Genomic DNA, 23,911 nt, shown 5'->3' on the forward strand with positions numbered 1-23,911 from the left:
TATGGATAAACAATTTATAGATAAAGGAAAATTACCACCAGCATGTGTTGAAATTGAAGATGCTGTGATTGGTTCTATGTTGTGTTTTCAAAATTCGGTTGACGAAGCATTGATGATTATTTCAAAGCCTGAAGTTTTTTATAAGGATTCAAATAAAAATGTTTTTACGGCGATTCAAAGTTTACATAAAGTTGGGAATCCAATTGATTTAATGACTGTATCGGCTGAGTTGAGAAAATTAGGTTTATCAGAAGCGACTGGAGGGGATTGGTATCTGATGGAATTATCGGGTAAAATAGCTTCGTCTGCTCACACCGAATACCACTGTAGATTGGTGTTGCAGAAATATATGGCGCGTCAAACGATATTGTTTTCAAGTCAAATAATTGCTTTGGCTTATGATGAAACAACAGATATTTTTGAATTAATGGGGCGTTGGCAAAAAGAGTTTGATAATGTTGTTGATTATATAAGCACGGGTCGTGATACTATGTCTTTTCCTGCTGCATTGCAGAATCTAAAACAAGAAGTTGAGTTGTTGACGGCGAATAAAGAAGAGGTTAAGTTGGTTGGTGTTCATACAGGATTTAGAAGGTTAAATAAGTACACAGGTGGTTATAGGAATCAAGAATTAATAATAATTGCGGCACGTCCTGGAATGGGAAAAACTGCTTATGTTTTGAAGTGTGCTATTGAAAATTGTAAGATTGGTGTTGGTGTTGGGTTTATTTCTTTAGAAATGAGTATGCAGCAGTTAACTGCTAGAGCGGTGGCGATTGATACTAATTTTCATTTGAAACAACTCCTTAAAACTGGATTTGAACATAAAGAATACTTTTCTACTTATACGCATCATCAGGAACGCATGAAAGAGTATCCTTTGTATATCGATGATAGTGGGAAAACGGATATATCTGATGTTGTGATTAAGATTAAAATACTGGTTCGAAAGTATGATATTAAAATAGCGATCATTGATTACTTGCAGTTGATGACTGACAGAACTGTAAAAGGAAACCGTGAAGCTGAAATATCGTCTATATCAAGAAGGTTGAAGGCATTGGCGAAAGAGTTGGATATTCCTGTGATTGCATTGTCTCAATTGTCTAGAGCTGTAGAAACTCGTGGGTCGAGTAAGAGGCCGATGCTTTCGGATTTGCGGGAGAGTGGAGCGATTGAACAGGATGCTGATATTGTGCAATTTCTTTACCGACCTGAGTATTATAAGATTGATATCGATGTTGATGATTATGATACGTCTATGCAACCACTTATAAGTGCTGGGGCTAATAGTGAAGTGATTTTCGCGAAATATAGAGGTGGTTCAACGAATACAACGTTATTGAAATGGATTGGTGATAAGACGAAGTTTGTTGATGTGGAGTGTGAAGATGATATGCGTGAAGATGTAGATGTTTATGAGGTTAAAGCGTTGCCTTGTGTTAGTCCTGCTGATGCTTTTGGTGAGCCTGAAAAGAGTAATAACGGGATAGATTTCTAATCATGGCAAATAAACCTAAAAAAGTAGTGAGAAGTTGGGTTCGGACTAAAGTTGCATTCGATCGTAAGATAAGCTACCAAAGCTTTTATAACGCTCGTAAGTGGCGCAATGTATCTAAAGCCTATCGTGAAGCAAATCCGATTTGTGAGTGCGAAGATTGTAATCGTGATGGTGTTGTAAGAAAAGCTGAAGTGTGTGACCACATAAAAGGCTTGGGTTATCTGTTGAGCAACGGGCTTGATCCGTATGATTGGAAAGAGTTGCAGAGTATGAGTCATGAGTGCCATAACAGGAAATCGGGAAGTGAGTCACATCGTGCAAAGAGGGGTATGGGGTAAATTCTCTAGCGGGCGCGCATGGCGTACATCGCTGTTTAGCTGGAATTTTACTCGGAGTGTTGTTTTAGGTAGGGGGGTCTAATGTATTAATAATTAAGTATATGTCTAATATGAAAATAATAACTGGTGATGGCGAGGTTGCCGAAGTAAATAAAAATCTCTATGTGATTTTAGATAAACTTCCTGCGCCAATTTCAAAATTTAATTTATCAAAAGATCAGATGTTTTGGTATAAATTTTTTGGACAACAATTAGTTGATACTAAAAAATTAACAAAGCCTGATTTGATTCATTTGCATCGTTTGGCGAAGTCTGTAGATTACTACATACAAGCGGAAGAAAAGATTTCTGATCTTGGTTTTGATGGTGGTTTAATACAAACTTTTAAAGGAGGTGCAACCAATGTTTCCGGCTATGTGACAATTCGTGAAAAAATGATAAAGGAAATAGACGAACTATCTAAGCACTTTGGATTTAGCTTTAAGGACCGTAGTAAGTTGGTTGAGATTAAAGCGACTGATCCAGCACAAGTCGATATGTTTGACCAGTTTTTAAAAGCAAATCACGGATAAGATTATATCTGCTGGAGCAATGCGATTAATCACTTAGTTACTAATCATTAAATTATATATTATGCCAAAAACAATATCACTTCATCAAATTGAAGATTTAGCAAAGGCCGAATGTAAAGACGCTATTTTGCTGCAAACCAATATTAAAACTGAATTACATATAATTCAAACGGAAAAAGAAACGATTATTAAATTTCCTTTTGGTAATAAATTCGACATAATTGATTAACTGTATTATAATTCATGAAAAATAATTAAATTATGGAATTTGAATATATTAAAAATTATTACAAAGTACCCGCTGATATGTTCAGAGAAGTTTTGGTAAATGGTAAGAAAGGAGTTATTACCAAAGATCAAGGTAATTATATTGGGGTTGTGTTCTATGATGATAAAAAATTAATGGCATTACCATGCCATCCAACTTGGAAAGTAGAATATTTAGAGACGTTTAATTATAAACCCCCAAAACCTAAAAATTTAGCGTCTAAGAATCGTTACCAGCATTATTTATCATTGGATTCAGATATGAGTTTCTTTGAGTATCTTAAATCGCCTTATTCACAAAATAATTGCTACTAACACATGGTACCAGTAGTTGTTTACACTAAATATTAACAGTTAAATTAAAAATTATGAATTGGAGAGAATTAAAAGATTTTTGCAATAGTTTGCCTGAATCTGAATTAGAAAAAAAAGTAATTCTTTGGAGAGAAGATGCCGAATATGTAATTACTGAAATAGAAGCTGAACAATTAGAAGAAGATTATTACATCGATTTGGATAATTCAGAAAATGGATGCTTCCCTGTATCAGAATGTAAAGATTTAGAGCCTGATACAAAAATAAAACGTGTCTATAAAAAAGGAAATCCTATTCTTCACGAGGTTTTCTGACAATTACTGATAACTACGCCCAACAGACAAATGCTAATCAACCTACTCAATCAGTTCTTTAAATTCAATTCCCAAAGCATTACAAATTTTAAAAAGAGTGCCAATAGTAGTATTAATCTCGCCTCTTTCTATTCGTCCGATTTGACTTTCGGGAATATTCGCGTCAGAGGCAAGATTGACTTGAGAGAGATTTTTAGCTAATCTTTTCTCTCTTAGTTTTTTACCAACGGAGTTTATAAACAGAATTTCGTTTTTATTTATCACGCAATAAAATTGCATTTATCTTTCAAAACAAACCAGCGCATATATGCGCTTTTTGATGATTTTTAGTGATATTTGAAAACAATAATAATAAGAAAGTAATACCAAAAATGAACCAATGCAGCCAACACAAAAACAATTAGATTCCGTTCCTTTTCAATACGCAAATGATGTGCGTATGGGAAAAATAGTTACCGGAAAAAGGATAAAACAAGCTGTAGAAAGGTTTTATAAATGGATTGAAACTGCTGAAGCTGATGGTTATTATTTAGATCATAATAAAGGGATGCAAATAATTAATTTCTTTCCAACATTTCTAAATCATACCAAAGGAAAAATGGCGGGACAGCCGTTTGTTTTGGCTCCTTTTCAGCAATTCACGCTGTATAATGTTTTTGGATGGATTAATAAAAAAAACGGATATCGCCGTATCAATACGGTTTACGATAAACGGGCTAAAAAAAACGGTAAAACTGCTGAAATGGCGGGATTGGCGCTATACGGAATGAGTTTTGACCTTGAAATGGAAGCCGAAATTTACGTAGGAGCAACCAAAGAAGAACAGGCTCGTTTGTGTTGGGAACAGGCTCGTATGTATATCGAAAGTCCGGTGTCAAATCCAGCATTGCGTAGAATGGGGTTTTATGCTATGCAAAGAATCATCGGATTTAAAAAAACCAATGCAAAAATGCGGGCTTTGGGTGGGGATTCAAAAACTCAGGACGGAATCAATTGTCATTTCGGAATTATTGACGAGTACCACGCGCATAAAGATGATACAGTAAAAGAAAACCTAGAATCATCAACCGTTCAGCGTACACAAGCTTTAATTTATCACATCACAACAGCGGGTGCAAACGTGCAATCGGCCTGTAAGCGCTATGAAGATTCAGTAATTGAAGTTTTAGAAGGTCGAAAAGTAGATAATTCCCTTTGGATTATGATCCATGATATCGATCAGGAAGATTTAAAAACTGAAGAATCGTGGGAAAATGAAGAATTATGGGCAAAAGCTAATCCTTTGTTAGGGTATGGTTTGGCAATTGATGCTATCAGAAAGGAATTTGTAAAAGCAATTAATCAGCCTTCCAAAATCCGAAATTTCAAGACTAAAAACTTGAATATGTGGGTCGATCAATTGTTGGATTGGATATTCAATGAGGATTGGATGAAAAATAAAGTCGATACCATTCCGTTGGAAAAGTTTCAAACCTACGGTTCGTTTGGTGGCTTGGATTTGTCAAAAACAATAGATTTAAGTGCTTATGTCTTGATTTCTGAGCCCGACGAAAAACAGGAAAGATACTTGAGGTGTTGGTTTTTTTGCCCTAAAGACACCATAATTAAACGTTCAAAAGAAGATCGTGTGCCGTATCAATATTGGGCGGATAATGGTTGGTTAATTGCAACGCCTGGTAATGTCATAGATTATAATGTTATTCAAGACGTGATAAGAACCACGTATCACGAACATAAGGTTATACGGTTAGAATTTGACCCGTATAACGCCACAAAACTAACACAAGATTTGAAAGCTGAAGGTCTTAATGTTTCCGAATTTTCGCAAGCAATTGGCACGATTTCTGCTCCTACCAAAGAGTTTGAAAAATTGGTTTTGTCAGGAAAATTAAAACACGACGGAAATCCTGTTTTGGCTTGGATGCTGGCCTCATGTGTAATTTATTACGATGCTAATGATAACATGAAAGTGCATAAAGGTTATTCCGGTGCAAATGGTCGACGTGTGGATGGTATTATTGCAGCTATAAATGCAATTGGAGGGTCAATGTCGGAACCCGAAGAAACTAATGAAAGTTACTACAACCGTGATGATGTAGAATTCTATTGTTAACTATAAAATCATAAATCAACATGCTAACACCTACTGAAGAAAATGCCTTAAGAATTCACATTGAAAAATTAGAAAAAAAAGTAGTAATAATGCAAAAACTCTCAACGATAGAAGGGTTCTATTCCGAGTTTTTCGAAAAATTAAAAACCGCACCATCCAACAAATCAGCCTTTAATGAAGTAAACGAAACCTATTTCGAATTATTCGGAAAATACCGTTATTCCGATTTTAACACATTCAAAGTAATTACTAACCGTAATAATAAAAAAATAAAATGAAAATTGTATATATAATTCTTGCTACTTTTTTAATCGCATTTGTAACTAGTGCGTTTTTTGAGCTTGATTTTTTTAGTAAAAATCCTGTTCGTTACTTCTTGTTGGTTTTGTTGATAGTTATTGAGCTGGCTGTAGGTTTTTTTTATATCAAATCCGAAATAAAACAGCCTGGAGGTATGTAAGTAAATCTGAAATCATAAATCGTTAATCAGTAATCTAAAATCTAATGTACGAAAACTTAAAAGCCGAAAATCTAGCTAAAGCAATAAAATTACTTCCAAACGCTAAAAGTTACCATCCTGAAACGGTTACTGTGGCAGTGGGTAAATTAAAATATACTTTCGAAAAACAAAATGATAGTTGGTATTATAAATTTTAAAAGTTTCCAATAGGAAAAACCATCGTCAAATAGGATATTTGCGACGCTGATGGTATTGGTAATATGGAAAAGTGGATGTAAATAACGAAATTTAATCTTTTTCAAAGTCCTTGTTTTAAGGGCTTTTTTTTATTTATATATTTCATAATAGGCTGATTGTTAAGCACTTGAAACTTGTAGGATTCGCCGTCCTTTTTAGGTAATTTGTTAAAAACTCAAAGCTATTGTGAATAAGTTTGACTTTTAAAAACCGCATAAAATCATAACCTTTGTAAGATAATGAAGAAGAAAAAAAAGAGCCTAAAGACCCGGAAAGTCAATGGCTCGAATTTTGGAAGCTCACTCGGTCAGATTTATATGGTTGGACGCCTGATATACGACTTTGTGAAATTATGGACCGATAAGGTTGCATAGTTAAAAAGAACCGCTTAAGTGTAAAAACTGAGGCGGTTTATTTTTTACAAATATATATATAAAAGTTTAAGTGCGTACGGTGTGGTATATTAAATTATAAAAAAAAGTTTTTATTTGTTTATACCCACCCTAATCGCGTGTATAGATTGAAAGTTAACAATGTTAACCATTTAAAAAGCACCGTTAAAATAATTTTACCCAAAATAAAACGGTAAAATGAGTTTAAACGGTGCTTTTAGTGAAATGTTCGCTCCATCCAAAAGGAGTGCATCCGCAGACAGTTCTTTCTTTGGGAATTATGGCGGTTTCTTTTCGTTGGGTTCTAGCAACCCATACGGGATGAATACTAAAACAGCTTTAAAACTTTCTGCATTTTACAATGGTGTAGATCAAATCTCAAATGATATTGCCAAAATTCCTTTTGCGATCTACCAAAAAGACGGTAAAAACCGAATTTCACGTACAGATCATCCGGCAAACAAGCTAATCGCTACCGAGCCAAATTACTTAATGACAACCTTTGTTTTTCGCAAAACAATGGCAATATCTTATTTAATTCGTGGCAACGCGTTGGCGAAAATCAATGTCAATGCGACTGGTTATCCGGTATCTACTGATGTTATCAACTGGGACGATGTTCGTGATATTCGCTTAAAAAAAGGCGAATTGTTGTACGATGTAAAAGGTTATGATCAGCCGTTATTATCTTCTGAAGTTTTGCATTTCAAAAACTTCTCTCATAACGGAATCGTTGGGGTTGGGGTGATAACTTACGCGGCGCAGCAATTAGGTCTAGCAATTGAGGTACAGGAATATTCTGCAACTAATTTTCAAAACAAAGGTGTTCGTCAAGGAGTAATCCAAACTGAGAAAACTATTGAAAAAGGAAAGGATAAAATTATTGCAGGATGGAAGTCGGCAATGGGTGAAAAGTCTCCTGATAGAATCGTTGTTTTAGATGATGGTTTTAAATTCCAACCAATAAATATTACTCCACAGGAAGCTCAAATAATTGAGCAATCCCGATTCGGTATTGAGGATATAGCTCGTTGGTTAAACATTGCGCCTCATAAAATAAAATCCTTGCAGCAATCAACTAATAACAATATCGAGCAGCAGTCGCTGGATCATGTTTCGGATACAATCCAACCACATATTACTAATTGGGAGCAGGAATATGCTAAAAAGTTAATAACGCCAACTGAATTGCAAAACGGTTATTACGTGCGTGGGAATCTAGGTGTATTGCTTCGTGCGGACATAAAGTCTCGTGCTGAGTTCTACTCTCGTATGGTGTTGAGTGGTATTTACAGCAGGCAAGAATGTAGAGAGTTGGAAGATAGAAACGCAGGTCCTGATTTGTTAGATGAATTCTTAACTCCAGTAAACACATTCACAGAATCACAAATTGACAAAAATTTAAATGATGGAAAGTAAAGATTATATCCAAAAGATAAGCGAAACTGCTGAGAGACGTTTTTTTTCTTCTGAGGTTAGAACCATAAAAAAAGAAGAAAGAACGGATGAAAATTCGGCTGCTATTATTGAAGGTTATGCTGCGAAGTTTAATTCTGATACGGTAATAGGTTATTACTATCAATTCCGTGAAAAAATTAGAAAAGGGGCGTTCGACGATGTTTTGAAAGATGATGTTCGTTGTCTTTTTAATCACAATCCAAACTATGTATTAGCTCGTTGTTTTGAAGGAAAAGGAACTTTGACGCTTTCGGTTGATAAGGTTGGTTTAAAGTATTCTTACGAAACGCCTGATCGTCAATACGCACGTGATTTACAAAACGCAATCGAATTGGGTGATATCTCTCAGTCTTCATTTGCATTTGATATTGAAGAGGAAATTTGGACGGAAGTTGATGGTGAAATGGCAGTGCGTGAAATTGTAAAGTTCAAACGCCTGTACGATGTTTCTCCAGTAACATATCCTGCTTATGCAGATACCGAAGTGGCAAAAAGAAGCTTAGATGCTTTTAAAGAAAAAGTAAAACCAAATCCTGTACAAGAGGAAACTCGTGCAGACAACAATAAAGAGCTCAACGCTTTTGACGCTCAAATTATTATTAACTCAAATTTAGACTAGCAAATGAAAAGATCTGCTGAATTAAAACAAAAGCGAGCTCAAAAGATTGAAGCTCAAAAAACGTTACGCTCAAAAGTGGTAACTGAAAAAAGAGATATGACTGAGGAGGAAACTACAGAGTTTCGAGCACTTCAAAAGGATATTGACGGTTTAACGGGTCAGATTAAAGATGAAGTGGCTTATGAAGAAAATCTTCGCTCGTTGGAAGGTTCCGGTGATGCTGGATTTTCTTTCGGAGGTGGTGACGGTAAAGATGGAGAGCAAAGAGAGATGGAAAAAATTAAAAAACGTTTCAACATAGGTTCTGCTCTTCGTATGGCTGGTAGTGGTAAATGGGATGGTGTTGAAAAAGAGGTAAACGAAATCGGGGTAAACGAATTGCGTTCGGCTGGTAAAGAAGTGAGTGGTCATTCGTTTAGTATGCCTGCTTCTATGGTGCGTTCTAGTGCTCAAACAGTTTCAGAGGACGGAGGTCTTTACGGCGGTAAATTGGTGCAAAATCAAGCGCCTAGAATTGTTGATTCGTTTATTCCTAAGCTGTTTATTGAGGAATTGGGTGCTACGGTATTAACTGGTTTATCAGGCGGTAAATTACCTCTTCCTGTTGCTGCTAACTATGCTTTTTCATGGTTAAATGAGACAGAAGATGCTTCTTCTCAAAAAGCTACAGTAGATGGTCCTGAATTAGACCCTAAAAGAGCAGCTGCGGTGGTATTGATTTCTAATAGATTAATCAATAATGCTTCTATTGATGCACAAGCAATGGTAATGAAAAACTTAGGAAGCGCTGCGGCTAGTGCTTTGAATAATGCTGCGATCAATGGTTTAGGTGTAAAAGACCCTAGAGGTTTGTTGAATATGACCGGATTAGGGGCTGGAAGTTATGCTGCGGCTACATTGCCTACATGGGCGTTGGTTAATGAGTTGAAGGGTAAAATACAATCAGCTGATTCTACAGAACAGTCTTTAGGATATTTATGTGATCCGGCTTTGATGGCTTTGTTGGAGACTATTCAGAAAGCTAATGGTATCGGTTTTATTGCTGAAAACGGAAAAATAGGTGGTCAAAAATCGGTAGCGACTTCATTGGTAAAAGCTATTGCTGGAACTCCTGAATTGCATACAATGATTTTTGGTGATTGGTCGCAGTTATTTGTTGGTCAATGGGACGGAATTCAGTTTGTTGTTGACCCTCTTACTGCTGCTTCTGCAAACAGTTTGAAAGTTACGGTTAATATGGAGGCTGATGTACAAGTGGCAAACAAAAAAGCATTCGCAGTAAACAGTTTCTTTAAATTATCTTAATCCGGTTGTTGAAAAACTGTAAGTGTATCACTTACAGTTTTTTATAAATCATAAAACACTGATAAAATGGCAAGTAAATTAATAATAGCAGTTCTTCCGCTGATACCTTTTGGGTTTCCTCATCGTGAAGGGCAAACTTTAGAAATTGACGAAAAACAGGCAGAGGAACTTATTGAGTTGGGTTATGCTAAAGATGTCAAGTTGGAAGATGAAGCCGAAGCAAAAGCAAAACAGGAAGCTGAAGATAAAGCTAAAGCCGAAGCCGAAGCCGAAGCTAAAGTTAAACAGGAAGCTGAAGATAAAGCTAAAGCAGAAGCGGAAGCTAAACAGGAAGCAGATGCGAAAGCTAAGCAGGAAGCTGAAGATAAGGCTAAACAGGAAGCTGAAGATAAAGCTAAAGCCGAAGCCGAAGCTAAAGCTAAACAGGAAGCTGAAGATAAGGCTAAACAGGAAGCTGAAGATAAAGCTAAAGCCGAAGCCGAAGCTAAAGCTAAACAGGAAGCTGAAGATAAAGCTAAAGCCGAAGCCGAAGCTAAAGCTAAACAGGAAGCTGAAGATAAAGCTAAAGCAGAAGCTGAAGATAAAGCTAAAGCAGAAGCAGAAGCGAAAGCTAAACAGGAAGCAGATGCGAAAGCTAAGCAGGTTTCTAAATAGAAAATAATCTCAAAACTCACGATGGTAACTAATTTTTATAGAGAAATAACAGCTTCGGCACCAATTATTACAATGCCTAAAGCTAAAAAACAATTAAAAGTTGAAGAGACTGTTACGGATGAAGAAGATTTGATACTATCTAGCATTGATGCAGCACAGGGCGCAGTTTCGAACTTTATTAATCGTGTGATTGCTGAGTCTAATTTCGTAATGGAACTAGCTAAGTTTGAGCCAAAGATAACCTTTGAGCGCAATTGGGAAAACGACAAAATAGCTAAAGTTGAGTATTACGCACCTGGTGCTACTGAGTTAAAACTTTTGCCTTCTGAGCAGTACAAATTACAAGTGTCTACAGTTGTGGAATGTTTCGATATAAAGTTTTTAACTATGCCTGAAACGGAAAAAAGAGACGATGCTGTTATTGTGACTGTAAAACAAGGATTTACAGCCTCTACTTGTCCTACTCCTTTAATACAGGCTATGATGTTAAGGTTATCTGATTTTTTTGAACGTCGCGAAGATCGTGAGCAAGGTAATAATCCTGCTTCTAATAATTTGGCTAGAGCGTACCGCAAGTATTGAAATTATGAGAAAGAATCCTTACATCGGTCAAATGGATAGAAGAATATCTTTATTCGATAAAAATCCTCTTCGATCAGATTCGGGGGCTGAAAAGAGAAGTGAAGTTTTAGTGACGAGCGCGTGGGCGTATATGCAGGAGGTTTCGGGTTCTGAAGATACTGACGGAAAAATTAAACATTTGGTAAACCGCACCTACACGATACGATTCAATGCTATTGTAAAAGAAAAATCAAACAGTCTTGTTTTAATGGATGATTCAATGAGGTATGAAGTAATTCATGTAATTGAAATCGGGCGTAGAGAACACTTGGAAATAAGGGTAAAAGCGTATGAGTAGTGGATTGATGGAAGTAACTGGTTTTAAGGAACTGGAAGCAAGAATAAGGCTTTTAGCTAATGATAAAGATAAACGAAAAGAAGTCTTAATCATTTTGAGGCAAGTGGCTCAACCTGTTTTGCAAGCGGCAAGAACATTAGTGCCAATCGCTCCTAAAAGACATAAGGCTCGTGGAAAATGGATTGACCCTCGTAATCTGCAAAAATCGTTAGGTAACATCACCGGAAAACAGGAAAATCCAACAATTTATGTTGGTCCACGTGCGAAAGGCTCTTTTGATGGTTGGTACGGGCATTTTGTCGAAAAAGGTAAAAACGTGTACCGAAAAGGATTTAAGCGTAAACGCAAAGCGGGTGCCAACGATCATGCAGCGGTAGGAAAAACAAAAGCAAATCCTTTTATGGCAAAAGCTTATGCCTCAACAAATGGTCCTGTAACAGCTGATGCAGAACGTAAAATGCAGGTATTTATACAACGTAGAATCAATAAATTAAGTAACTGATGTTTAGTAGTATCTCAAAGGAAATATATAGTTTTTTTTCGTCTTTACCGGAGTTTAATGCGGTGATGAAACGAGATCAAGGGAAGGTTTTTCTTTTCCCGATTGTGGCTTTAGAGGGAAATACTTTACCTCTAGCAACTTATTATTTAGACGAAAGAACACCGGAAACTAAGGATCGTTCGCTAATTGATATCAGTATAATTTTTTGGTTTGACCAAGATGCGTATGATGCCTGTTGCAGCTTTACGGATACGATGATTGAAAAGATAGAAGAAGAATACAATTTTCTGTCTTCAAAGATAGAATACAACGAGGAAAGTTATACATACTCAGGAATCGTGAATTTTAATTTATTATAAAAAAAACTTAGAAACAATGGCAAGCGAAATTTACAACGGAAAACTATTGCGATTCAAATTTGATGCTAAAAAACTAATGCACGCAACATCGTGTAAATTAGATTTTTCTACCAAATTAGAAGAGATCGCTACAAAAGACACAGATGGTACGGTATCAATTCCATCAAATTACACTTGGAGCGGAAGCGCCGAAGCGTTATTGGCAAACTTGCCTACTGGTGATACTACTCACGTAAGCTTTAATGATATTTTGACAAAAAAACTATCAGGTGCTCAAATTGACATCGAGTTCACTACGGACAAAACAGGCGATGTTATATATTCTGGGAAAGCGTATATCGAAAGCGCAAGTATTACGGCTGATGTGGGTTCGTCTGCAAAAGTTTCTATTTCATTCAAAGGTAACGGGAATTTAAATCAAGCAATTGTAGTGTAATGAAAGATATTGTAGTAGAAATAAACGGAAGCTCATTTAAAATGAGCTTCTCTTTAAAGGTGTTTCGCATTTTGGGTCAGGTTTGGAACCTCGAAACCTTACCTGAAGTTATGCAAAGAGTTGCTTTGATTGAGCAAATAAGTACTCAAAGACTGGATATCTACGATGTGCTTTTTGAGCTTCTTTTTCAATCGATAGACTGCCATCCTGAAAATGTGGTAAAAATCAAAAAAGAGGACATCGAAAACTTATCTGTGTCAGAATTAATGGTGCTTGCCGATGGAATGGCAAAAGGGATTACTGAAGCTTTTAAGCAAACAGAACAATCTGAAAAAAAGACGAAGGCTCCGAGGAAACCGAGGAAATAGATTCGGAGCCTGAAACTTGGGATAGGTTGGAGGAATTGGCTTTAGGGCAGCTAATGTTGTCACTTACTTACTTCTACAGTCTTACGTATCGTCAATTTCAGAATACTGTAAACGGTTTCAGGAAATATGAAGATGCTAAAAGCAGAGAACAATGGGTTATCACCCGAAAAATTATGTATGCTTCGATGGCTCCTTATGCAAAAGACAACTTTAAAGAGTTGGATATTTTGGAATTTCCATGGGAAAAAGACCTTCTAAGTAAAATTTCCGAAAAAGAGTATCAAAAAATGCTGGAAGTCGAACGAATTAGTAAAGCTTTTTTCGGTCGTTACGACGCTCAAAAACAAGAAAACGAACTACAAGCTTAAGTAAAAAAGAATGGCAAGTTTAGCAACGATTAACGTAAAATTTCAAGTCGATTTAAAGCAGTTCTCTACGGGGATGCAAAACTCGTTACGTGAAATTGATAAGTTTGGTCAAAAAATGCAAAAAGTAGGTCGTGGAATGACTACTTGGCTTACTGCTCCTATTTTAGCTGCTGGTGGTGCTTCAACAAAAATGGCTTCAGATTATGTTGAAAGTGTGAATAAAGTCGATGTGGCTTTTAATACTTCTTCAGAATCGGTTAAAAAATTCGGGAAAACATCACTAGAAACTTTTGGTATTGCCGAAGGTACCGCTTTGGATATGGCGGCGGCGTATGGTGATATGGGTACGTCTATGGATTTGACTACTGACCAAGCGGCTAAGATGTCTACTGGATTGGTGGGATTGGCTGGTGATATGGCATCGTTTAAAAACATTGGTATAGATCAGGCAAATACTGCTTTGACAGGGATTTTTACAGGAGAAACGGAATCTCTTAAAAAGCTCGGAATCGTAATGACCGAGCAAAATTTACAGCAATTTGCGTTGTCAAAGGGGATACGTACTTCAATAAAAGATATGGATCAAGCATCTAAGGTAAATCTTAGATACGCCTATATAATGAGTGTGACTACAAATGCGCAGGGTGATTTTGCAAGAACTGGAGGTGGTTCGGCAAATCAAACCCGTATTTTTACAGAGTCTCTTAAGCAACTAGGTCAGCAATTTGGGCAAGTTATTTTGCCGTACTACACAAAATTTGTTACCGCTGTAAACGGCATGGTAAAAGGATTGATGGGGCTTTCCGAAGGAACTAAAACAACTGTTTTGGTGGTGGCTGGATTGGTTGCTGTGGCAGGTCCTTTGCTTGTGGTTATTGGTTCTATTGCTGCGGGAATACCGCCTTTGGTGGTTGGGTTTACTGCATTGCGAACCGCTTTTACTGCGCTTTCTGCTTCGATGATGGCGAATCCTTTAACGGCTTTGGCTTTGATAGCTGCCGCAACGGCTACAGCAATTATATTATTGAATAACAATACTGAAAAGGCGGTTACTTCGCAAATGGCTTTAAATGAAGCGGTCAAGCAAGGAAACGAAAACGCAGCGGCTGAAGTGGGTACTTTAGATAAATTATACGCTTCTGCTACCAATGTAAAATCGGAGACTATAGAACGCAAAAAAGCAGTTGACGATTTACAGGCTTTATATCCAGCTTATTTTGGAAATCTGAAAGATGAAATTATATTAAATGGAAAAGCCGAAACTGCCTATAAAAATTTGCGTGAAGCTATTTTTAATAAAAGCCGTGCAACGGCAGTAGATAATGAGTTGCAAAAGCGTGCTAATGATCGTGTGGGTCAAGAAATGGAGTTGCGAAATAAAATAGCTGCTACCGAGGATGAAATTGCAAGAATCCGTAAAGGGGCTAATGTTATTGTTTTGCAGGAAGCGAGTGCTTCCGAAAAAACGGCAGCGGTTACCGTTACAAAATCGGAATTGATAAAAGCGCAAACGGACTTGTTAAGAATCCAAAATGCAGATCTTAAAAAATTCACACAGGATAATTTAAAAGCTGATGAAGTTCTTTTTTCAGCCAAAGAGGAATATCTTAAAAAAACTGGGAAACTTGAAGAAAACGAAGCTTTAAAACTAAAGGATATTAAAATAGGTACCGATGCTATTAAGGATAGTATTGAGGCATTGCGTCCTGGTACGATTGCGTATTATGAAAGCTTAATTAAGCTACAGCAAGAAGATCAAAAAAACAACGCCTTAAGTAATGCAGAATGGCTAAAAAAACAATCCTTAATTGATGATTATCAAAAAAAGATTGAAGAAATAAGTAAAAAAAAGCAAATAAAATTACCAAAAGCGCCTCTTGCTGATGATGCGCAGACTAATACTGAAATTCCTGAATTTTCATTGGAGCAATTAAAAAGCCAGCAATCTTATTTTGAAAAACTAAGGGAGCAATATTCAACCACGGCTGAGGAGTATGGAAAATTAACCACTCAGGTTAATAATACGCAAATGAAAATACAGGCGATAGAGGGAGTTGATGAAGCGAAAACAAAAGTTGATCAACTTACTGAAAGTCAAAAAAGATTAATTGAAGTAGGTGAGTTAACGAGTCAGTCTGTTTCGGATGCGTTTTCTTCTTTGTCTGCTTCGCTTGTAGAATCTTTAGGGCTTGCTAAAAATGGTTTTGGTGGTTTTCTTTCGGGAATGCTTCAAACGGTGACAAAATTAATTGCGATGATGTTAGCTTCGGCAATTTCGCAATCCATAGCGGGTGCTACGGCCACGGGAACGGCTACGGGTCCAGCGGCAGTTTTTACAACGCCAGCGTTTATTGCTACAGCTGTGGGTGGTGTTTTGGCGGCTTTTGCTGCAATCCCAAAATTTGAAACTGGAGGAATAGTTGGTGGGACATCTTTTTATGGTGATAAAATTTTGGCTCGAGTAAATAGTGGTGAAATGATTTTTAATAGCGATCAACAACGTCGTTTACATGGAATGCTTTCGGATGGCGGCGGCTCGGGTGGTGGTGCATTCATTGCTGATGTAAAATTAAAAGGAAATGATATTTGGTTGTCGTTCAAGCGCACCGAGGAACTTAAAAACCGTATAGGATAATGAAAGGTTATTACATTGATATAATCGACCAGGTACTTAACGAAAGTCTTTTTGTTATCGAAGTGGCTTCTAAGTCGGGGGTGACTCTTTTTTGGAATGGTGGAGACGCGAAAGACGAGCTTAAAATTGTTGGCTCTAGCCTTGAATTTGATATTGCTCATAGAGAAAAAGTCGATGCGAAGTTTATTAAATTTTTTACTGGTAATGAAATTCGTTTCAAGGTTGAATTGCGTAAATATGCAGATGATGGACTTGTATGGCGAGGTCATTTAATTCCTGATACATACTCAGAGCCATATACGAATGGGGTAACTTTTGTAAAAATAAAGGGTACCTGCGGGTTGGGGCGTCTAAAAGGTAAATACTTGCCTGAGAGCTACTATCGTGATGAAAAAAGCATAATCGATATACTTTGTAAAATTCTTTCGCTTACTGGGCTAGAAATGGATTTGTTTTTTAATCCAGCTATAGAAAACAGTTTAGAAAAAAGCTATAAAAACATTTTTATTGATACAGGAAGTTTTATTGATAATAATAAAAAGAAAGATTCTTATAACATCCTTGAAACTTTAATGAATGACATGCTTTGTGTGTGTTTTCAAGCGGACGGCCGTTGGAATATTGAAGGGATTAATCAACGTTCTGTTCGTTCGTATAAGGCTAAATTATACGATTTTCAAGGTAATGAAAAAGGGGTTTTGGAAGGGTTGAAATTGATTAAAAAAATTACGTCTTTGGCTAATCCAAATGTTACAATGGTGCCACCTTATAACATGATTACTGTAATGCATCCTAGAGTGCCTCAAAGTTTTCCTAATACTATTGCTAAAGAAAAAAATGAGGGTTGGGTTGTAGTAAGTGGTGTAAAAGGTGAAATATACGCTACAGATTGGAATGGTAATAATGCGTATTATGCTAAGGCGATTGCGCCAGATTATTATGTTTCTTTAATGAAGTATTATACTCCTGAGTTTGTCCCACCAACAACAACTCCATTCAATGCGGCTGATTTTATAAACTTAAAAAATAAAATTTTTGTTTATAAATATCAAAAATTAACAATCAAAGCTGTTTTTAAGTTATTAAAATATTTAACTGGATTAACGCCTACTGATGTAATGGCAAATAATAATCCATTTTTATATGAGATTTTATTAAATGATGCAATTCTTTTTTCGAATAATAAAACAACGATTCCGGAGAATGAAAATTTAATTTTTAAAGACGATGAAGCGAAATTAGATTTTGAAGTGATTATTCCTGAAGCGGGATTAATTGATATAAAAATTTATCGTTCGGGTCAAGATGTTTATACATCAAATGTTAAAGGTTTTGAAATTCGAGAACTGGCAATCGCTCCGGTAAGTTTTGGTGAAAAATTAGAATTTACGGATTTGATTAACGATGAATATACCATTGATAAAGATGTAGAGTTGACTTATGCTGATGATGATACGGCGTTTAGTAATTGCTTTCGATTAGCGAAATTAAAAGAAGCTACGGAGGTTTTTAATACAATCGAAATTCCAATAATCTATAATTTTTCACAAAGCGGAAACTATTATTCAGTGGTTAATTTGGATGGCGCTAATTTGATTAAAGACAACATTGATACTACGGTATATGGTGGTGCTGTGTTAGAAAATTTAGAAGTGATCTATAACTACAATTCAAGTGAGCAAATGGTTGTAAAAACTGATTTTGCAATCGCATCGGGTAGTTTTTTGGTAAAAGTATATAAAAATGATGATTATGTAAATAGCCGTGTTGCTTGGTTGCAATGGACGGATTCTATTTATAAAATAGAAACGAATAGATATGCTAAAACGGTGGCTAATGTTGTTCGTAGAATGTATAATGTGCCTTCAGAGAAATTAGACGCTGTGGCGGTAGATGCTGTAAAATTCAATGATTTGGTTTTATTTCATTATGTTAATGACAAACAGTTTGTGCCTACGAATTGTTCTTGGAATCTTGACGAAAATAAAACAACGTTAACGCTATCTCGTGCTATATATCGTGATAGTGGTGATACAGGAGATAACCCCGAAAATATCCCTCCGATAGTAAATGCGGGGGTAGATATAGAGTTAAGTAATTCGCAAACAACCGCTTCGTTATTAGCAACGGCTTATGATACGGATGGTTATATAGCTTCTCAAAAATGGACTAAAATAATAGGTGGTTTTGGTGATGTGATTATGACTCCTTTGCAATTAGCTACCGATTTGCAAAATTTAACCGAAGATTTATACGAATACCAAATTCAAGTTACTGACAATGATGGTGCAACGGCTGTAGATTCTGTTAGATTGGTTCGTAAAAAGAGCTATGTGGTTTCTTTGCAAGAAACTGTTATTGTTCCTCCTGGTACAGTGCTTTTGCATTATAAATACAAATTTAATATTGCTCCGAATATTGACCCTAGTTTTAATTTGGTATTAAAGGGTAAGGCTGGATTGTTTTCATATAGGGATGGAAATGTTTGGTTTAGAATTAGAAAAAACAATGTGTTGATTTTTGAATATAGTTTGCTGAATTTGGCAAATTATGAAGAAGTAAGTTTTTCTGTCGGGTATATTTCAACGGATGAAATTGTATTTGAAATTGAACAATGGGGAGAGTTTCCGGAAATTCATTACGGAAGTTCACATTTTAAAATAACTGAAATAAATTTTGTTAATGGTGCTGGAGATATTTCGGGATTGCCATTAGTTGGCCAGCCTGTGCATGGTTTTTATATTCCTTAATTATTATGGCAAATAACATTCAAAGAATAGGGATAGGGAATAATAAATTTCCTGATGTGGATGAAAGTATTATCGATCCAGTTCCGGGGTATTTTACATTCGATAGTACTACGATAAGTTTTGATAGTATGGTAGATACTTTTGATTTTGATATTATTCCGATAACACCAATAGTGATTCGGGATTACTCGGTAAAAGATTATTCAATAACTGATTATAAATAGAAAATATGACAATTACTGCGATACGTGAATTAGTAACTACAAACTTAGGATCAGCATCCGATATACAGGCAACTGAACATCGTGATGTAGAATATGCAATTTTGGATTATATCGAAAATTTAGAAAACAGTATTACTAAATCAAAAGTGGTAATGCTAGATTCCTTCTTGACTGATCGGAATTATAGTGTTACCACGGGTTTAGCTTCTCCAAAAGTAATTACAGGTGTTTTGGCAATGTTGGTTTGTAAAGCAGCAAATAATGGTTTTGCTGAAGGTGATACAGTAACAGCTCCAACGCCTTATCCACAGGATTCGGGAAGAACATCGGCTCAGGGAATTGGGGTGCAGTATAATAATGTAAATCCTGATGTTGTAAGAGTAATGGTAAATGATCAATTAACGATAATGACTCCTTACGATTCGGCGGCAAATGCAATAGCTAATAATGTTATTTTTTCGGGAGCTGCTACGGCAAATTGGTCTATAAAATTAATTATCGGATACGTTTAAAAAATAACGATTATGCAAGAAATATATAAAGGAGCGTTACCAAACGATAAAACAGGAACACCAGCAAGGCAAGCGGCACAAATTATCAATGATAATTTTAAATATTTGGATGCAAAAATATCACATAAGGATGGTATTGTTGAATCTACTGGATGGGTAGAGTCGGGACAGGATAAAATAATGAATGTTTATTGGAAATGGATAATTGATGCTATTGATTATACGAATCCAGCAGCGGTTACTTTAAATTTCCCCTATTCGTCTACTGGAAAGATGAGATTAGATTTGGTTGCTTTGACAACTTCAAATACTGCTATTCGTATAGCGGGTCCTGAAAGTGTTTCTGATCCTATGACTCCGCCTCTTCCTGTTAATATGGTGCATGCGGGATTTGTTTTGGTTACTGATTCTGAAGTTGGTGTTGTGACGCCTCCTGTTGTTGGTGATGCCTATGTTAAAAAAATGGAATCGCAAGATTTTATTGCTAACTACGGTACGACAACGGTCATAGATCATGTGGACTTGATAGATGATAGAAGCTCTATTTCATTGGTTGGTTCGGCTACTGACGTAAAATCCGCGCAAGCTTCCGCGTCATTTATTAGACCAGGTAAACCGCATTTCTTTAAAAATAGAACTGGTCATGATGTAAAACTTTGGCATTTGGCGGGAACGGGTAATATTAAATACTTTTTCCCGAACGGATCGGATTTTATTGTAAAAAGTGGTGAAGTAATTGAGTTTAATATTAATGCGAATGACTCTACAGCAATTCGATTTGAGTATGTTGGGAAGTTAATTACTGATAATGTAGCTGCTATAGCTTTGAAAATGGATTGGATTTTAGGGATTAATTCAATAACTGGAATAACCTATGCTCTGGGAGTAAATGATTATAAAACTATTGGGGTTTTTAGCAATGCAAATCCAATAGCATTTACAGTTCCAACAAATGCTGTGGAGGCTGTTCCGATAGGGGTGACTTTTAGGTATACCGTACAGGGTGCTGGAACGGTTACAATTGGAGGTGCAGGAATTACTTTTATTCAAAACAATTTAGTTTTTATAACTGGAACATCGTTTGAAATTAAAAAAGTGGCTATCAATACGTGGTCTGTTGATGGGAGTACTGTAATACCAGGTGCGAGAAAGCCTAATGTTTTATATTTAAGTGCTTCGGGTAATGATTCAACGGCGCTTCCTACTGATTCGTCTAAACCATTTTTAACATTAAATGCGTGTACTACTTGGTTAGCGGCTCAATCTCATTCAGGTTTAAACTGGTATATAGAGGTCCTTGATAATGGGACTTATGTTCAAACAAACACTTTTACATTGCAAGGATTTAATATTATTAATAATAATGGAGGTACTATAAAGATTCAAAATAGTTTTTCTATAACAAAGCAATGGATTTTTGACATGTTTAACGGTAACTTGGTTTTTGAAACAATTGTTGGTTCTGTATTAAGAAGTAATTCATATAAAGATACTGCCACAACATATATAGATCACTTTGTAAATAATGTGACATTTAATGATGCTCAAAATTTATTTTCTCCAGCAAATGATAGAGGATGGTTTAGATCATGCATTGGTCAAGATGGATTTTTTAATTGGCAGAATACAACTAACAATTCAAAAACATGCTTTGGTAATCAGATATTTTCAAATGCTGCGATAATGAATTTTGGTGTAGTTACAAATAATGCAACAAATATTTATGGAGTAGATTTTTTTAATACAAATCAAGCGGAAAGTATACATAAAAGTTTCTTGTCAATAGAGTCTTATATAAACAATACTGCATCAACTCAAATAATTACAATTAGGAATAGTGGTAGAGTAGGAGGGATAACATCTACGAGTGCAAATACAATATTAGCATTTAATGAGTTAATTCTTGATAAGAATGTTACTTATAATAATACAAGAATAAATGGTCATGATACAACAATAGTTGGTGCATCAGCTGTACCAGTAAGCCCGAAGTTGTTAGGAAATGGATTTACAATTACATTTAATAATACTATTGGAACTGATCTGATTAATCAAGGTCGTAGCAGGCCTTTTGTGGCGACATATATTTCAAATACAATTTTATTACAAAATGGCAATATATCAATAGCGGCTGGTAGTTCAATTGTTAGAATAATTCAATCTGATTTAAGAGCAGGAGAATATGGGGTGCAATTAGTGTTGGATAATTTTGTAATATCAAGTAGTACGGCGGGTGTGGTATTAATGAAAATAGTAAACTTACCTGGTGTGACAGCGGCAGGATTGTATCAAATTATATTTAAAAACTCTGTTAGGTTGATGAATAATACGTATATGATTCAGGCAGACGCGAATTCAGCGCAACCGGCTAATTTGATAGTAAAAGAAAATGCTTCAATATTTCACGATTTTGGAGCGATATCTTCAAACGCAAATATTCAAACAACTATTCCTTCAAATAACACATACTAATTATGAAACTAATCGCCCAAAATTATGTCAGTCCAATAATCACAGAAGGTACTTTTCAAAATGTCTTTATTGAAGAAACTTCGATTCAGTTAAAGAGAAAAGACTCGCGCTTACGAATTGATTTCGATATGTATTATATCAAAAATGGTTGTCCAATTGTTTTAGCTTCAAGCTATATCGCTTTTCAGGGTATGAATGATGATCCTAATTCTACTAATAGAAAAGCTACATTTAAGTTTAATAATTCAGAAGAAGTACATGGATTAATCGAGTATGTTGCTCAAAATGGGGGGCAGTATCCAACTGATTATATAATGGTAGATTGGGGGTGTGCTAGTTATGAAGACGCATTGACTTATTTATTTGGTGGCTCTTTTCAGAATCCTGAATTGCATCCGGTGAATGACTTTGTAAGGGCATGGATATTAAATACTGTAGTTATGAAAAGTGAATATATTGGCAATCAATTTCAGTTTGTAGAGTAATGCTAGGCTTTATTCTTTTCATCGTTGCTTACTGTTTGTTTTGGCCGTTGTCAATTCTGAACTTATTTTTTGTAGAAGATAAAAAAGGTTATTTCCGTTCATCAGCATTATCCTTGGATAAATATGCAAATCGAGAGTTTAGGACTCTTTGGAATAAAACATTGATAACAGCAAACGGTTACAAGTTTGGTGCTGAAAATGAAACGATATCTAGTGCGCTTGGTAAAAATCTACGGGATGGAACGCTAACTAAAACAGGGAAAATACTTGTTGCGATTCTGAGTGAAAAACATTGCTTAAATGCAATAGCTGAATAATTTAATAATAGCCTTAAATCAATTAATAATTAACCTTAAAATAAAAAAAATGAATATACATGAAGTTTTTGCGCACCCGATGATTAAGCCAGTTTCATTAGTAGTTGTTCCTCCATCAATAGTAATTGCTCCAGTTGTAAGATTGGAATCGGTAGTTTGGATTTTAGTGTGGCTTTTTTTGATTGATTTATTCAGCGGTTTATTAGCTTCTTATTTTAAATGGAAAAAAACAGCGGCTGAAGGGAGATATTTCTTCGGTCAGTCAGGTGGTTTTTCTAGTGATAAATTCAAAAAATGCTTTGTAAAAGGGATTGTTTACGGTGGATTTCCGTTGATAATTTTAAAGTTTCAACAGGTGTTTATGTTAAAAACTATATCTGTTAAGTATTTGACAGATTCGCAAATAGATGTTACAACTATTTGTCTTTTGGTTTTCTGTGCTAATGAATTTTTTTCCATTTTTTGGGAAAACCTACCGGAATGTGGTTTGAATTTACCGAAAGGAATTAGAAATTTAATAGTAGGAGTGAAAGATATTGCGAACGAAGTAAAAGAATAAATATGAAACTATCTGAAAAAATGCTAGAAATAGCAATTACTCAAATTGGAAAACAAGAAAATCCATTAGGGTCAAATTGGGGAGAACCAGTTAAAAATTATTTAGAAAGTGTTGGAATTGGATTTCCGGCTAGTTGGTGTATGGCTTTTGTGTTTTGGTGCTCAAAAAAAGCGGCTGAAGCTTTAGTGGTAAAAAACACAGCAATTAAGACGGGTGGTGTGTTAAAAGCGTGGAACGATGCGCCAAAGGAAATGAAAGCTTTAGTGCCTTCTATAGGATCAGTTTTTATAATGGATTTCGGGAAGGGCTTGGGGCATACTGGTATAGTTGAGAAATTCGATGCTGCAAATATTTACACTATTGAAGGAAATACAAATGATACAGGAAGTCGAGAGGGTATTGAGGTATGTCGTAAAACTAGAAAAAGAAGTGTTATTAAGGGATATTTAAATTATTAAAA

At 35.7% G+C, this 23,911-nt stretch carries 30 protein-coding genes; 29 read left to right on the forward strand and 1 reads right to left on the reverse strand.

Annotation, left to right across the window (positions count from 1 at the left end):
- The first annotated feature begins 1 nt into the window (after position 1).
- From dnaB to OZP08_RS12565, 5 genes are all read left to right on the forward strand, one after another.
- Positions 2 to 1,501 carry a replicative DNA helicase gene (dnaB, locus tag OZP08_RS12545; protein WP_281321991.1) on the forward strand — a complete coding sequence of 500 codons (1,500 nt, stop codon included), beginning with the start codon at positions 2 to 4 and terminating at the stop codon, positions 1,499 to 1,501.
- 448 nt (positions 1,502 to 1,949) lie between these two features.
- The gene (locus OZP08_RS12550) at positions 1,950 to 2,411 is read left to right on the forward strand and encodes a P27 family phage terminase small subunit (protein WP_281321992.1); all 462 of its coding nucleotides are present in this window, start codon (positions 1,950 to 1,952) and stop codon (positions 2,409 to 2,411) included.
- A 61-nt stretch (positions 2,412 to 2,472) separates the two neighbouring features.
- Positions 2,473 to 2,640 (forward strand): hypothetical protein, encoded by a 168-nt coding sequence (locus tag OZP08_RS12555; protein WP_268846442.1) that lies wholly within the window; start codon positions 2,473 to 2,475, stop codon positions 2,638 to 2,640.
- Between the two features lie 32 nt (positions 2,641 to 2,672).
- On the forward strand, positions 2,673 to 2,993 hold the full coding sequence (locus OZP08_RS12560; protein ID WP_268846443.1) for a hypothetical protein: 321 nt from the start codon (positions 2,673 to 2,675) through the stop codon (positions 2,991 to 2,993).
- Positions 2,994 to 3,046: 53 nt separating this feature from the next.
- The gene (locus tag OZP08_RS12565; RefSeq protein ID WP_281321993.1) at positions 3,047 to 3,307 is read left to right on the forward strand and encodes a hypothetical protein; all 261 of its coding nucleotides are present in this window, start codon (positions 3,047 to 3,049) and stop codon (positions 3,305 to 3,307) included.
- Positions 3,308 to 3,349: 42 nt separating this feature from the next.
- Here the strand turns inward: OZP08_RS12565 and OZP08_RS12570 are convergent, their stop codons facing one another.
- Complete coding sequence (locus OZP08_RS12570; RefSeq protein ID WP_281321994.1) at positions 3,350 to 3,586, reverse strand: helix-turn-helix domain-containing protein; 237 nt, start codon at positions 3,584 to 3,586, stop codon at positions 3,350 to 3,352.
- A 100-nt stretch (positions 3,587 to 3,686) separates the two neighbouring features.
- On the opposite strand from OZP08_RS12570, the gene OZP08_RS12575 reads away from it, so the two are divergent.
- The 24 genes from OZP08_RS12575 to OZP08_RS12690 all read left to right on the forward strand — a co-directional run bounded on the left by OZP08_RS12575 (position 3,687) and on the right by OZP08_RS12690 (position 23,909).
- Positions 3,687 to 5,420: a terminase large subunit gene (locus OZP08_RS12575; RefSeq protein ID WP_281321995.1), complete on the forward strand. Its 1,734-nt coding sequence runs from the start codon at positions 3,687 to 3,689 to the stop codon at positions 5,418 to 5,420.
- Between the two features lie 20 nt (positions 5,421 to 5,440).
- Entirely contained in the window at positions 5,441 to 5,698 is a 258-nt protein-coding gene (locus OZP08_RS12580) for a hypothetical protein (RefSeq protein ID WP_281321996.1), read from the forward strand.
- The gene (locus OZP08_RS12585) at positions 5,695 to 5,880 is read left to right on the forward strand and encodes a hypothetical protein (protein ID WP_268846448.1); all 186 of its coding nucleotides are present in this window, start codon (positions 5,695 to 5,697) and stop codon (positions 5,878 to 5,880) included. The genes OZP08_RS12580 and OZP08_RS12585 overlap by 4 nt, the downstream gene beginning before the upstream one ends.
- 44 nt (positions 5,881 to 5,924) lie before the next feature.
- A complete protein-coding gene (locus tag OZP08_RS12590) occupies positions 5,925 to 6,077 on the forward strand; it encodes a hypothetical protein (RefSeq protein ID WP_268846449.1) in 153 nt (50 codons plus the stop codon).
- Between the two features lie 630 nt (positions 6,078 to 6,707).
- Complete coding sequence (locus tag OZP08_RS12595) at positions 6,708 to 7,928, forward strand: phage portal protein (RefSeq protein WP_268846450.1); 1,221 nt, start codon at positions 6,708 to 6,710, stop codon at positions 7,926 to 7,928.
- Positions 7,915 to 8,586 carry an HK97 family phage prohead protease gene (locus OZP08_RS12600; RefSeq protein WP_281321997.1) on the forward strand — a complete coding sequence of 224 codons (672 nt, stop codon included), beginning with the start codon at positions 7,915 to 7,917 and terminating at the stop codon, positions 8,584 to 8,586. The genes OZP08_RS12595 and OZP08_RS12600 overlap by 14 nt, the downstream gene beginning before the upstream one ends.
- Positions 8,587 to 8,589: 3 nt before the next feature.
- Entirely contained in the window at positions 8,590 to 9,891 is a 1,302-nt protein-coding gene (locus OZP08_RS12605; protein WP_268846451.1) for a phage major capsid protein, read from the forward strand.
- Positions 9,892 to 9,957: 66 nt separating this feature from the next.
- Positions 9,958 to 10,545: a hypothetical protein gene (locus tag OZP08_RS12610; protein ID WP_268846452.1), complete on the forward strand. Its 588-nt coding sequence runs from the start codon at positions 9,958 to 9,960 to the stop codon at positions 10,543 to 10,545.
- Between the two features lie 21 nt (positions 10,546 to 10,566).
- The gene (locus OZP08_RS12615) at positions 10,567 to 11,127 is read left to right on the forward strand and encodes a head-tail connector protein (RefSeq protein WP_268846453.1); all 561 of its coding nucleotides are present in this window, start codon (positions 10,567 to 10,569) and stop codon (positions 11,125 to 11,127) included.
- A 4-nt stretch (positions 11,128 to 11,131) separates the two neighbouring features.
- On the forward strand, positions 11,132 to 11,464 hold the full coding sequence (locus OZP08_RS12620; protein WP_268846454.1) for a phage head completion protein: 333 nt from the start codon (positions 11,132 to 11,134) through the stop codon (positions 11,462 to 11,464).
- Positions 11,457 to 11,966 carry a hypothetical protein gene (locus tag OZP08_RS12625; RefSeq protein ID WP_268846455.1) on the forward strand — a complete coding sequence of 170 codons (510 nt, stop codon included), beginning with the start codon at positions 11,457 to 11,459 and terminating at the stop codon, positions 11,964 to 11,966. The genes OZP08_RS12620 and OZP08_RS12625 overlap by 8 nt, the downstream gene beginning before the upstream one ends.
- 65 nt (positions 11,967 to 12,031) lie before the next feature.
- The gene (locus OZP08_RS12630; protein WP_268846456.1) at positions 12,032 to 12,325 is read left to right on the forward strand and encodes a hypothetical protein; all 294 of its coding nucleotides are present in this window, start codon (positions 12,032 to 12,034) and stop codon (positions 12,323 to 12,325) included.
- 16 nt (positions 12,326 to 12,341) lie between these two features.
- The gene (locus OZP08_RS12635; protein WP_268846457.1) at positions 12,342 to 12,761 is read left to right on the forward strand and encodes a phage tail tube protein; all 420 of its coding nucleotides are present in this window, start codon (positions 12,342 to 12,344) and stop codon (positions 12,759 to 12,761) included.
- The gene (locus OZP08_RS12640; RefSeq protein WP_281321998.1) at positions 12,761 to 13,129 is read left to right on the forward strand and encodes a hypothetical protein; all 369 of its coding nucleotides are present in this window, start codon (positions 12,761 to 12,763) and stop codon (positions 13,127 to 13,129) included. Before OZP08_RS12635 ends, OZP08_RS12640 begins: the two co-directional genes overlap by 1 nt.
- 53 nt (positions 13,130 to 13,182) lie before the next feature.
- On the forward strand, positions 13,183 to 13,497 hold the full coding sequence (locus tag OZP08_RS12645; RefSeq protein ID WP_281321999.1) for a hypothetical protein: 315 nt from the start codon (positions 13,183 to 13,185) through the stop codon (positions 13,495 to 13,497).
- A 10-nt stretch (positions 13,498 to 13,507) separates the two neighbouring features.
- Positions 13,508 to 16,132, forward strand: a complete 2,625-nt coding sequence (locus tag OZP08_RS12650; RefSeq protein WP_281322000.1) for a phage tail tape measure protein — start codon at positions 13,508 to 13,510, stop codon at positions 16,130 to 16,132.
- Complete coding sequence (locus OZP08_RS12655; protein WP_281322001.1) at positions 16,132 to 18,882, forward strand: PKD domain-containing protein; 2,751 nt, start codon at positions 16,132 to 16,134, stop codon at positions 18,880 to 18,882. The genes OZP08_RS12650 and OZP08_RS12655 overlap by 1 nt, the downstream gene beginning before the upstream one ends.
- A 5-nt stretch (positions 18,883 to 18,887) precedes the next feature.
- Positions 18,888 to 19,106, forward strand: coding sequence for a hypothetical protein (locus tag OZP08_RS12660; protein ID WP_268846461.1), 219 nt, complete (start codon positions 18,888 to 18,890; stop codon positions 19,104 to 19,106).
- Between the two features lie 5 nt (positions 19,107 to 19,111).
- On the forward strand, positions 19,112 to 19,618 hold the full coding sequence (locus OZP08_RS12665) for a hypothetical protein (protein WP_281322002.1): 507 nt from the start codon (positions 19,112 to 19,114) through the stop codon (positions 19,616 to 19,618).
- Between the two features lie 12 nt (positions 19,619 to 19,630).
- Positions 19,631 to 22,090: a hypothetical protein gene (locus OZP08_RS12670; RefSeq protein ID WP_281322003.1), complete on the forward strand. Its 2,460-nt coding sequence runs from the start codon at positions 19,631 to 19,633 to the stop codon at positions 22,088 to 22,090.
- A 2-nt stretch (positions 22,091 to 22,092) separates the two neighbouring features.
- Positions 22,093 to 22,575 carry a hypothetical protein gene (locus OZP08_RS12675; protein WP_268846465.1) on the forward strand — a complete coding sequence of 161 codons (483 nt, stop codon included), beginning with the start codon at positions 22,093 to 22,095 and terminating at the stop codon, positions 22,573 to 22,575.
- Positions 22,575 to 22,892: a hypothetical protein gene (locus OZP08_RS12680; RefSeq protein ID WP_281322004.1), complete on the forward strand. Its 318-nt coding sequence runs from the start codon at positions 22,575 to 22,577 to the stop codon at positions 22,890 to 22,892. The genes OZP08_RS12675 and OZP08_RS12680 overlap by 1 nt, the downstream gene beginning before the upstream one ends.
- Positions 22,893 to 22,941: 49 nt before the next feature.
- Positions 22,942 to 23,451 (forward strand): phage holin family protein, encoded by a 510-nt coding sequence (locus OZP08_RS12685; protein ID WP_281322005.1) that lies wholly within the window; start codon positions 22,942 to 22,944, stop codon positions 23,449 to 23,451.
- 2 nt (positions 23,452 to 23,453) lie between these two features.
- Positions 23,454 to 23,909, forward strand: coding sequence for a CHAP domain-containing protein (locus OZP08_RS12690; RefSeq protein ID WP_281322006.1), 456 nt, complete (start codon positions 23,454 to 23,456; stop codon positions 23,907 to 23,909).
- Positions 23,910 to 23,911: the final 2 nt, after the last annotated feature.

This window comes from Flavobacterium aestivum (genome assembly GCF_026870175.2).
Taxonomy (GTDB): domain Bacteria; phylum Bacteroidota; class Bacteroidia; order Flavobacteriales; family Flavobacteriaceae; genus Flavobacterium; species Flavobacterium aestivum.

Coding starts and splice junctions, on each gene's coding strand:
- OZP08_RS12585 (WP_268846448.1), top strand. CDS start 5,695: ATGAAAATTGTATATATAATTCTTGCTACTTTTTTAATCGCATTTGTA.
- OZP08_RS12675 (WP_268846465.1), top strand. CDS start 22,093: ATGAAACTAATCGCCCAAAATTATGTCAGTCCAATAATCACAGAAGGT.
- OZP08_RS12570 (WP_281321994.1), bottom strand. CDS start 3,586: ATGCAATTTTATTGCGTGATAAATAAAAACGAAATTCTGTTTATAAAC.
- OZP08_RS12610 (WP_268846452.1), top strand. CDS start 9,958: ATGGCAAGTAAATTAATAATAGCAGTTCTTCCGCTGATACCTTTTGGG.
- OZP08_RS12550 (WP_281321992.1), top strand. CDS start 1,950: ATGAAAATAATAACTGGTGATGGCGAGGTTGCCGAAGTAAATAAAAAT.
- OZP08_RS12615 (WP_268846453.1), top strand. CDS start 10,567: ATGGTAACTAATTTTTATAGAGAAATAACAGCTTCGGCACCAATTATT.
- OZP08_RS12645 (WP_281321999.1), top strand. CDS start 13,183: ATGTTGTCACTTACTTACTTCTACAGTCTTACGTATCGTCAATTTCAG.
- OZP08_RS12560 (WP_268846443.1), top strand. CDS start 2,673: ATGGAATTTGAATATATTAAAAATTATTACAAAGTACCCGCTGATATG.
- OZP08_RS12690 (WP_281322006.1), top strand. CDS start 23,454: ATGAAACTATCTGAAAAAATGCTAGAAATAGCAATTACTCAAATTGGA.
- OZP08_RS12605 (WP_268846451.1), top strand. CDS start 8,590: ATGAAAAGATCTGCTGAATTAAAACAAAAGCGAGCTCAAAAGATTGAA.
- OZP08_RS12660 (WP_268846461.1), top strand. CDS start 18,888: ATGGCAAATAACATTCAAAGAATAGGGATAGGGAATAATAAATTTCCT.
- OZP08_RS12665 (WP_281322002.1), top strand. CDS start 19,112: ATGACAATTACTGCGATACGTGAATTAGTAACTACAAACTTAGGATCA.
- OZP08_RS12575 (WP_281321995.1), top strand. CDS start 3,687: ATGCAGCCAACACAAAAACAATTAGATTCCGTTCCTTTTCAATACGCA.
- OZP08_RS12625 (WP_268846455.1), top strand. CDS start 11,457: ATGAGTAGTGGATTGATGGAAGTAACTGGTTTTAAGGAACTGGAAGCA.
- OZP08_RS12655 (WP_281322001.1), top strand. CDS start 16,132: ATGAAAGGTTATTACATTGATATAATCGACCAGGTACTTAACGAAAGT.
- dnaB (WP_281321991.1), top strand. CDS start 2: ATGGATAAACAATTTATAGATAAAGGAAAATTACCACCAGCATGTGTT.
- OZP08_RS12680 (WP_281322004.1), top strand. CDS start 22,575: ATGCTAGGCTTTATTCTTTTCATCGTTGCTTACTGTTTGTTTTGGCCG.
- OZP08_RS12600 (WP_281321997.1), top strand. CDS start 7,915: ATGATGGAAAGTAAAGATTATATCCAAAAGATAAGCGAAACTGCTGAG.
- OZP08_RS12630 (WP_268846456.1), top strand. CDS start 12,032: ATGAAACGAGATCAAGGGAAGGTTTTTCTTTTCCCGATTGTGGCTTTA.
- OZP08_RS12555 (WP_268846442.1), top strand. CDS start 2,473: ATGCCAAAAACAATATCACTTCATCAAATTGAAGATTTAGCAAAGGCC.
- OZP08_RS12580 (WP_281321996.1), top strand. CDS start 5,441: ATGCTAACACCTACTGAAGAAAATGCCTTAAGAATTCACATTGAAAAA.
- OZP08_RS12650 (WP_281322000.1), top strand. CDS start 13,508: ATGGCAAGTTTAGCAACGATTAACGTAAAATTTCAAGTCGATTTAAAG.
- OZP08_RS12595 (WP_268846450.1), top strand. CDS start 6,708: ATGAGTTTAAACGGTGCTTTTAGTGAAATGTTCGCTCCATCCAAAAGG.
- OZP08_RS12565 (WP_281321993.1), top strand. CDS start 3,047: ATGAATTGGAGAGAATTAAAAGATTTTTGCAATAGTTTGCCTGAATCT.
- OZP08_RS12685 (WP_281322005.1), top strand. CDS start 22,942: ATGAATATACATGAAGTTTTTGCGCACCCGATGATTAAGCCAGTTTCA.
- OZP08_RS12590 (WP_268846449.1), top strand. CDS start 5,925: ATGTACGAAAACTTAAAAGCCGAAAATCTAGCTAAAGCAATAAAATTA.
- OZP08_RS12635 (WP_268846457.1), top strand. CDS start 12,342: ATGGCAAGCGAAATTTACAACGGAAAACTATTGCGATTCAAATTTGAT.
- OZP08_RS12670 (WP_281322003.1), top strand. CDS start 19,631: ATGCAAGAAATATATAAAGGAGCGTTACCAAACGATAAAACAGGAACA.
- OZP08_RS12620 (WP_268846454.1), top strand. CDS start 11,132: ATGAGAAAGAATCCTTACATCGGTCAAATGGATAGAAGAATATCTTTA.
- OZP08_RS12640 (WP_281321998.1), top strand. CDS start 12,761: ATGAAAGATATTGTAGTAGAAATAAACGGAAGCTCATTTAAAATGAGC.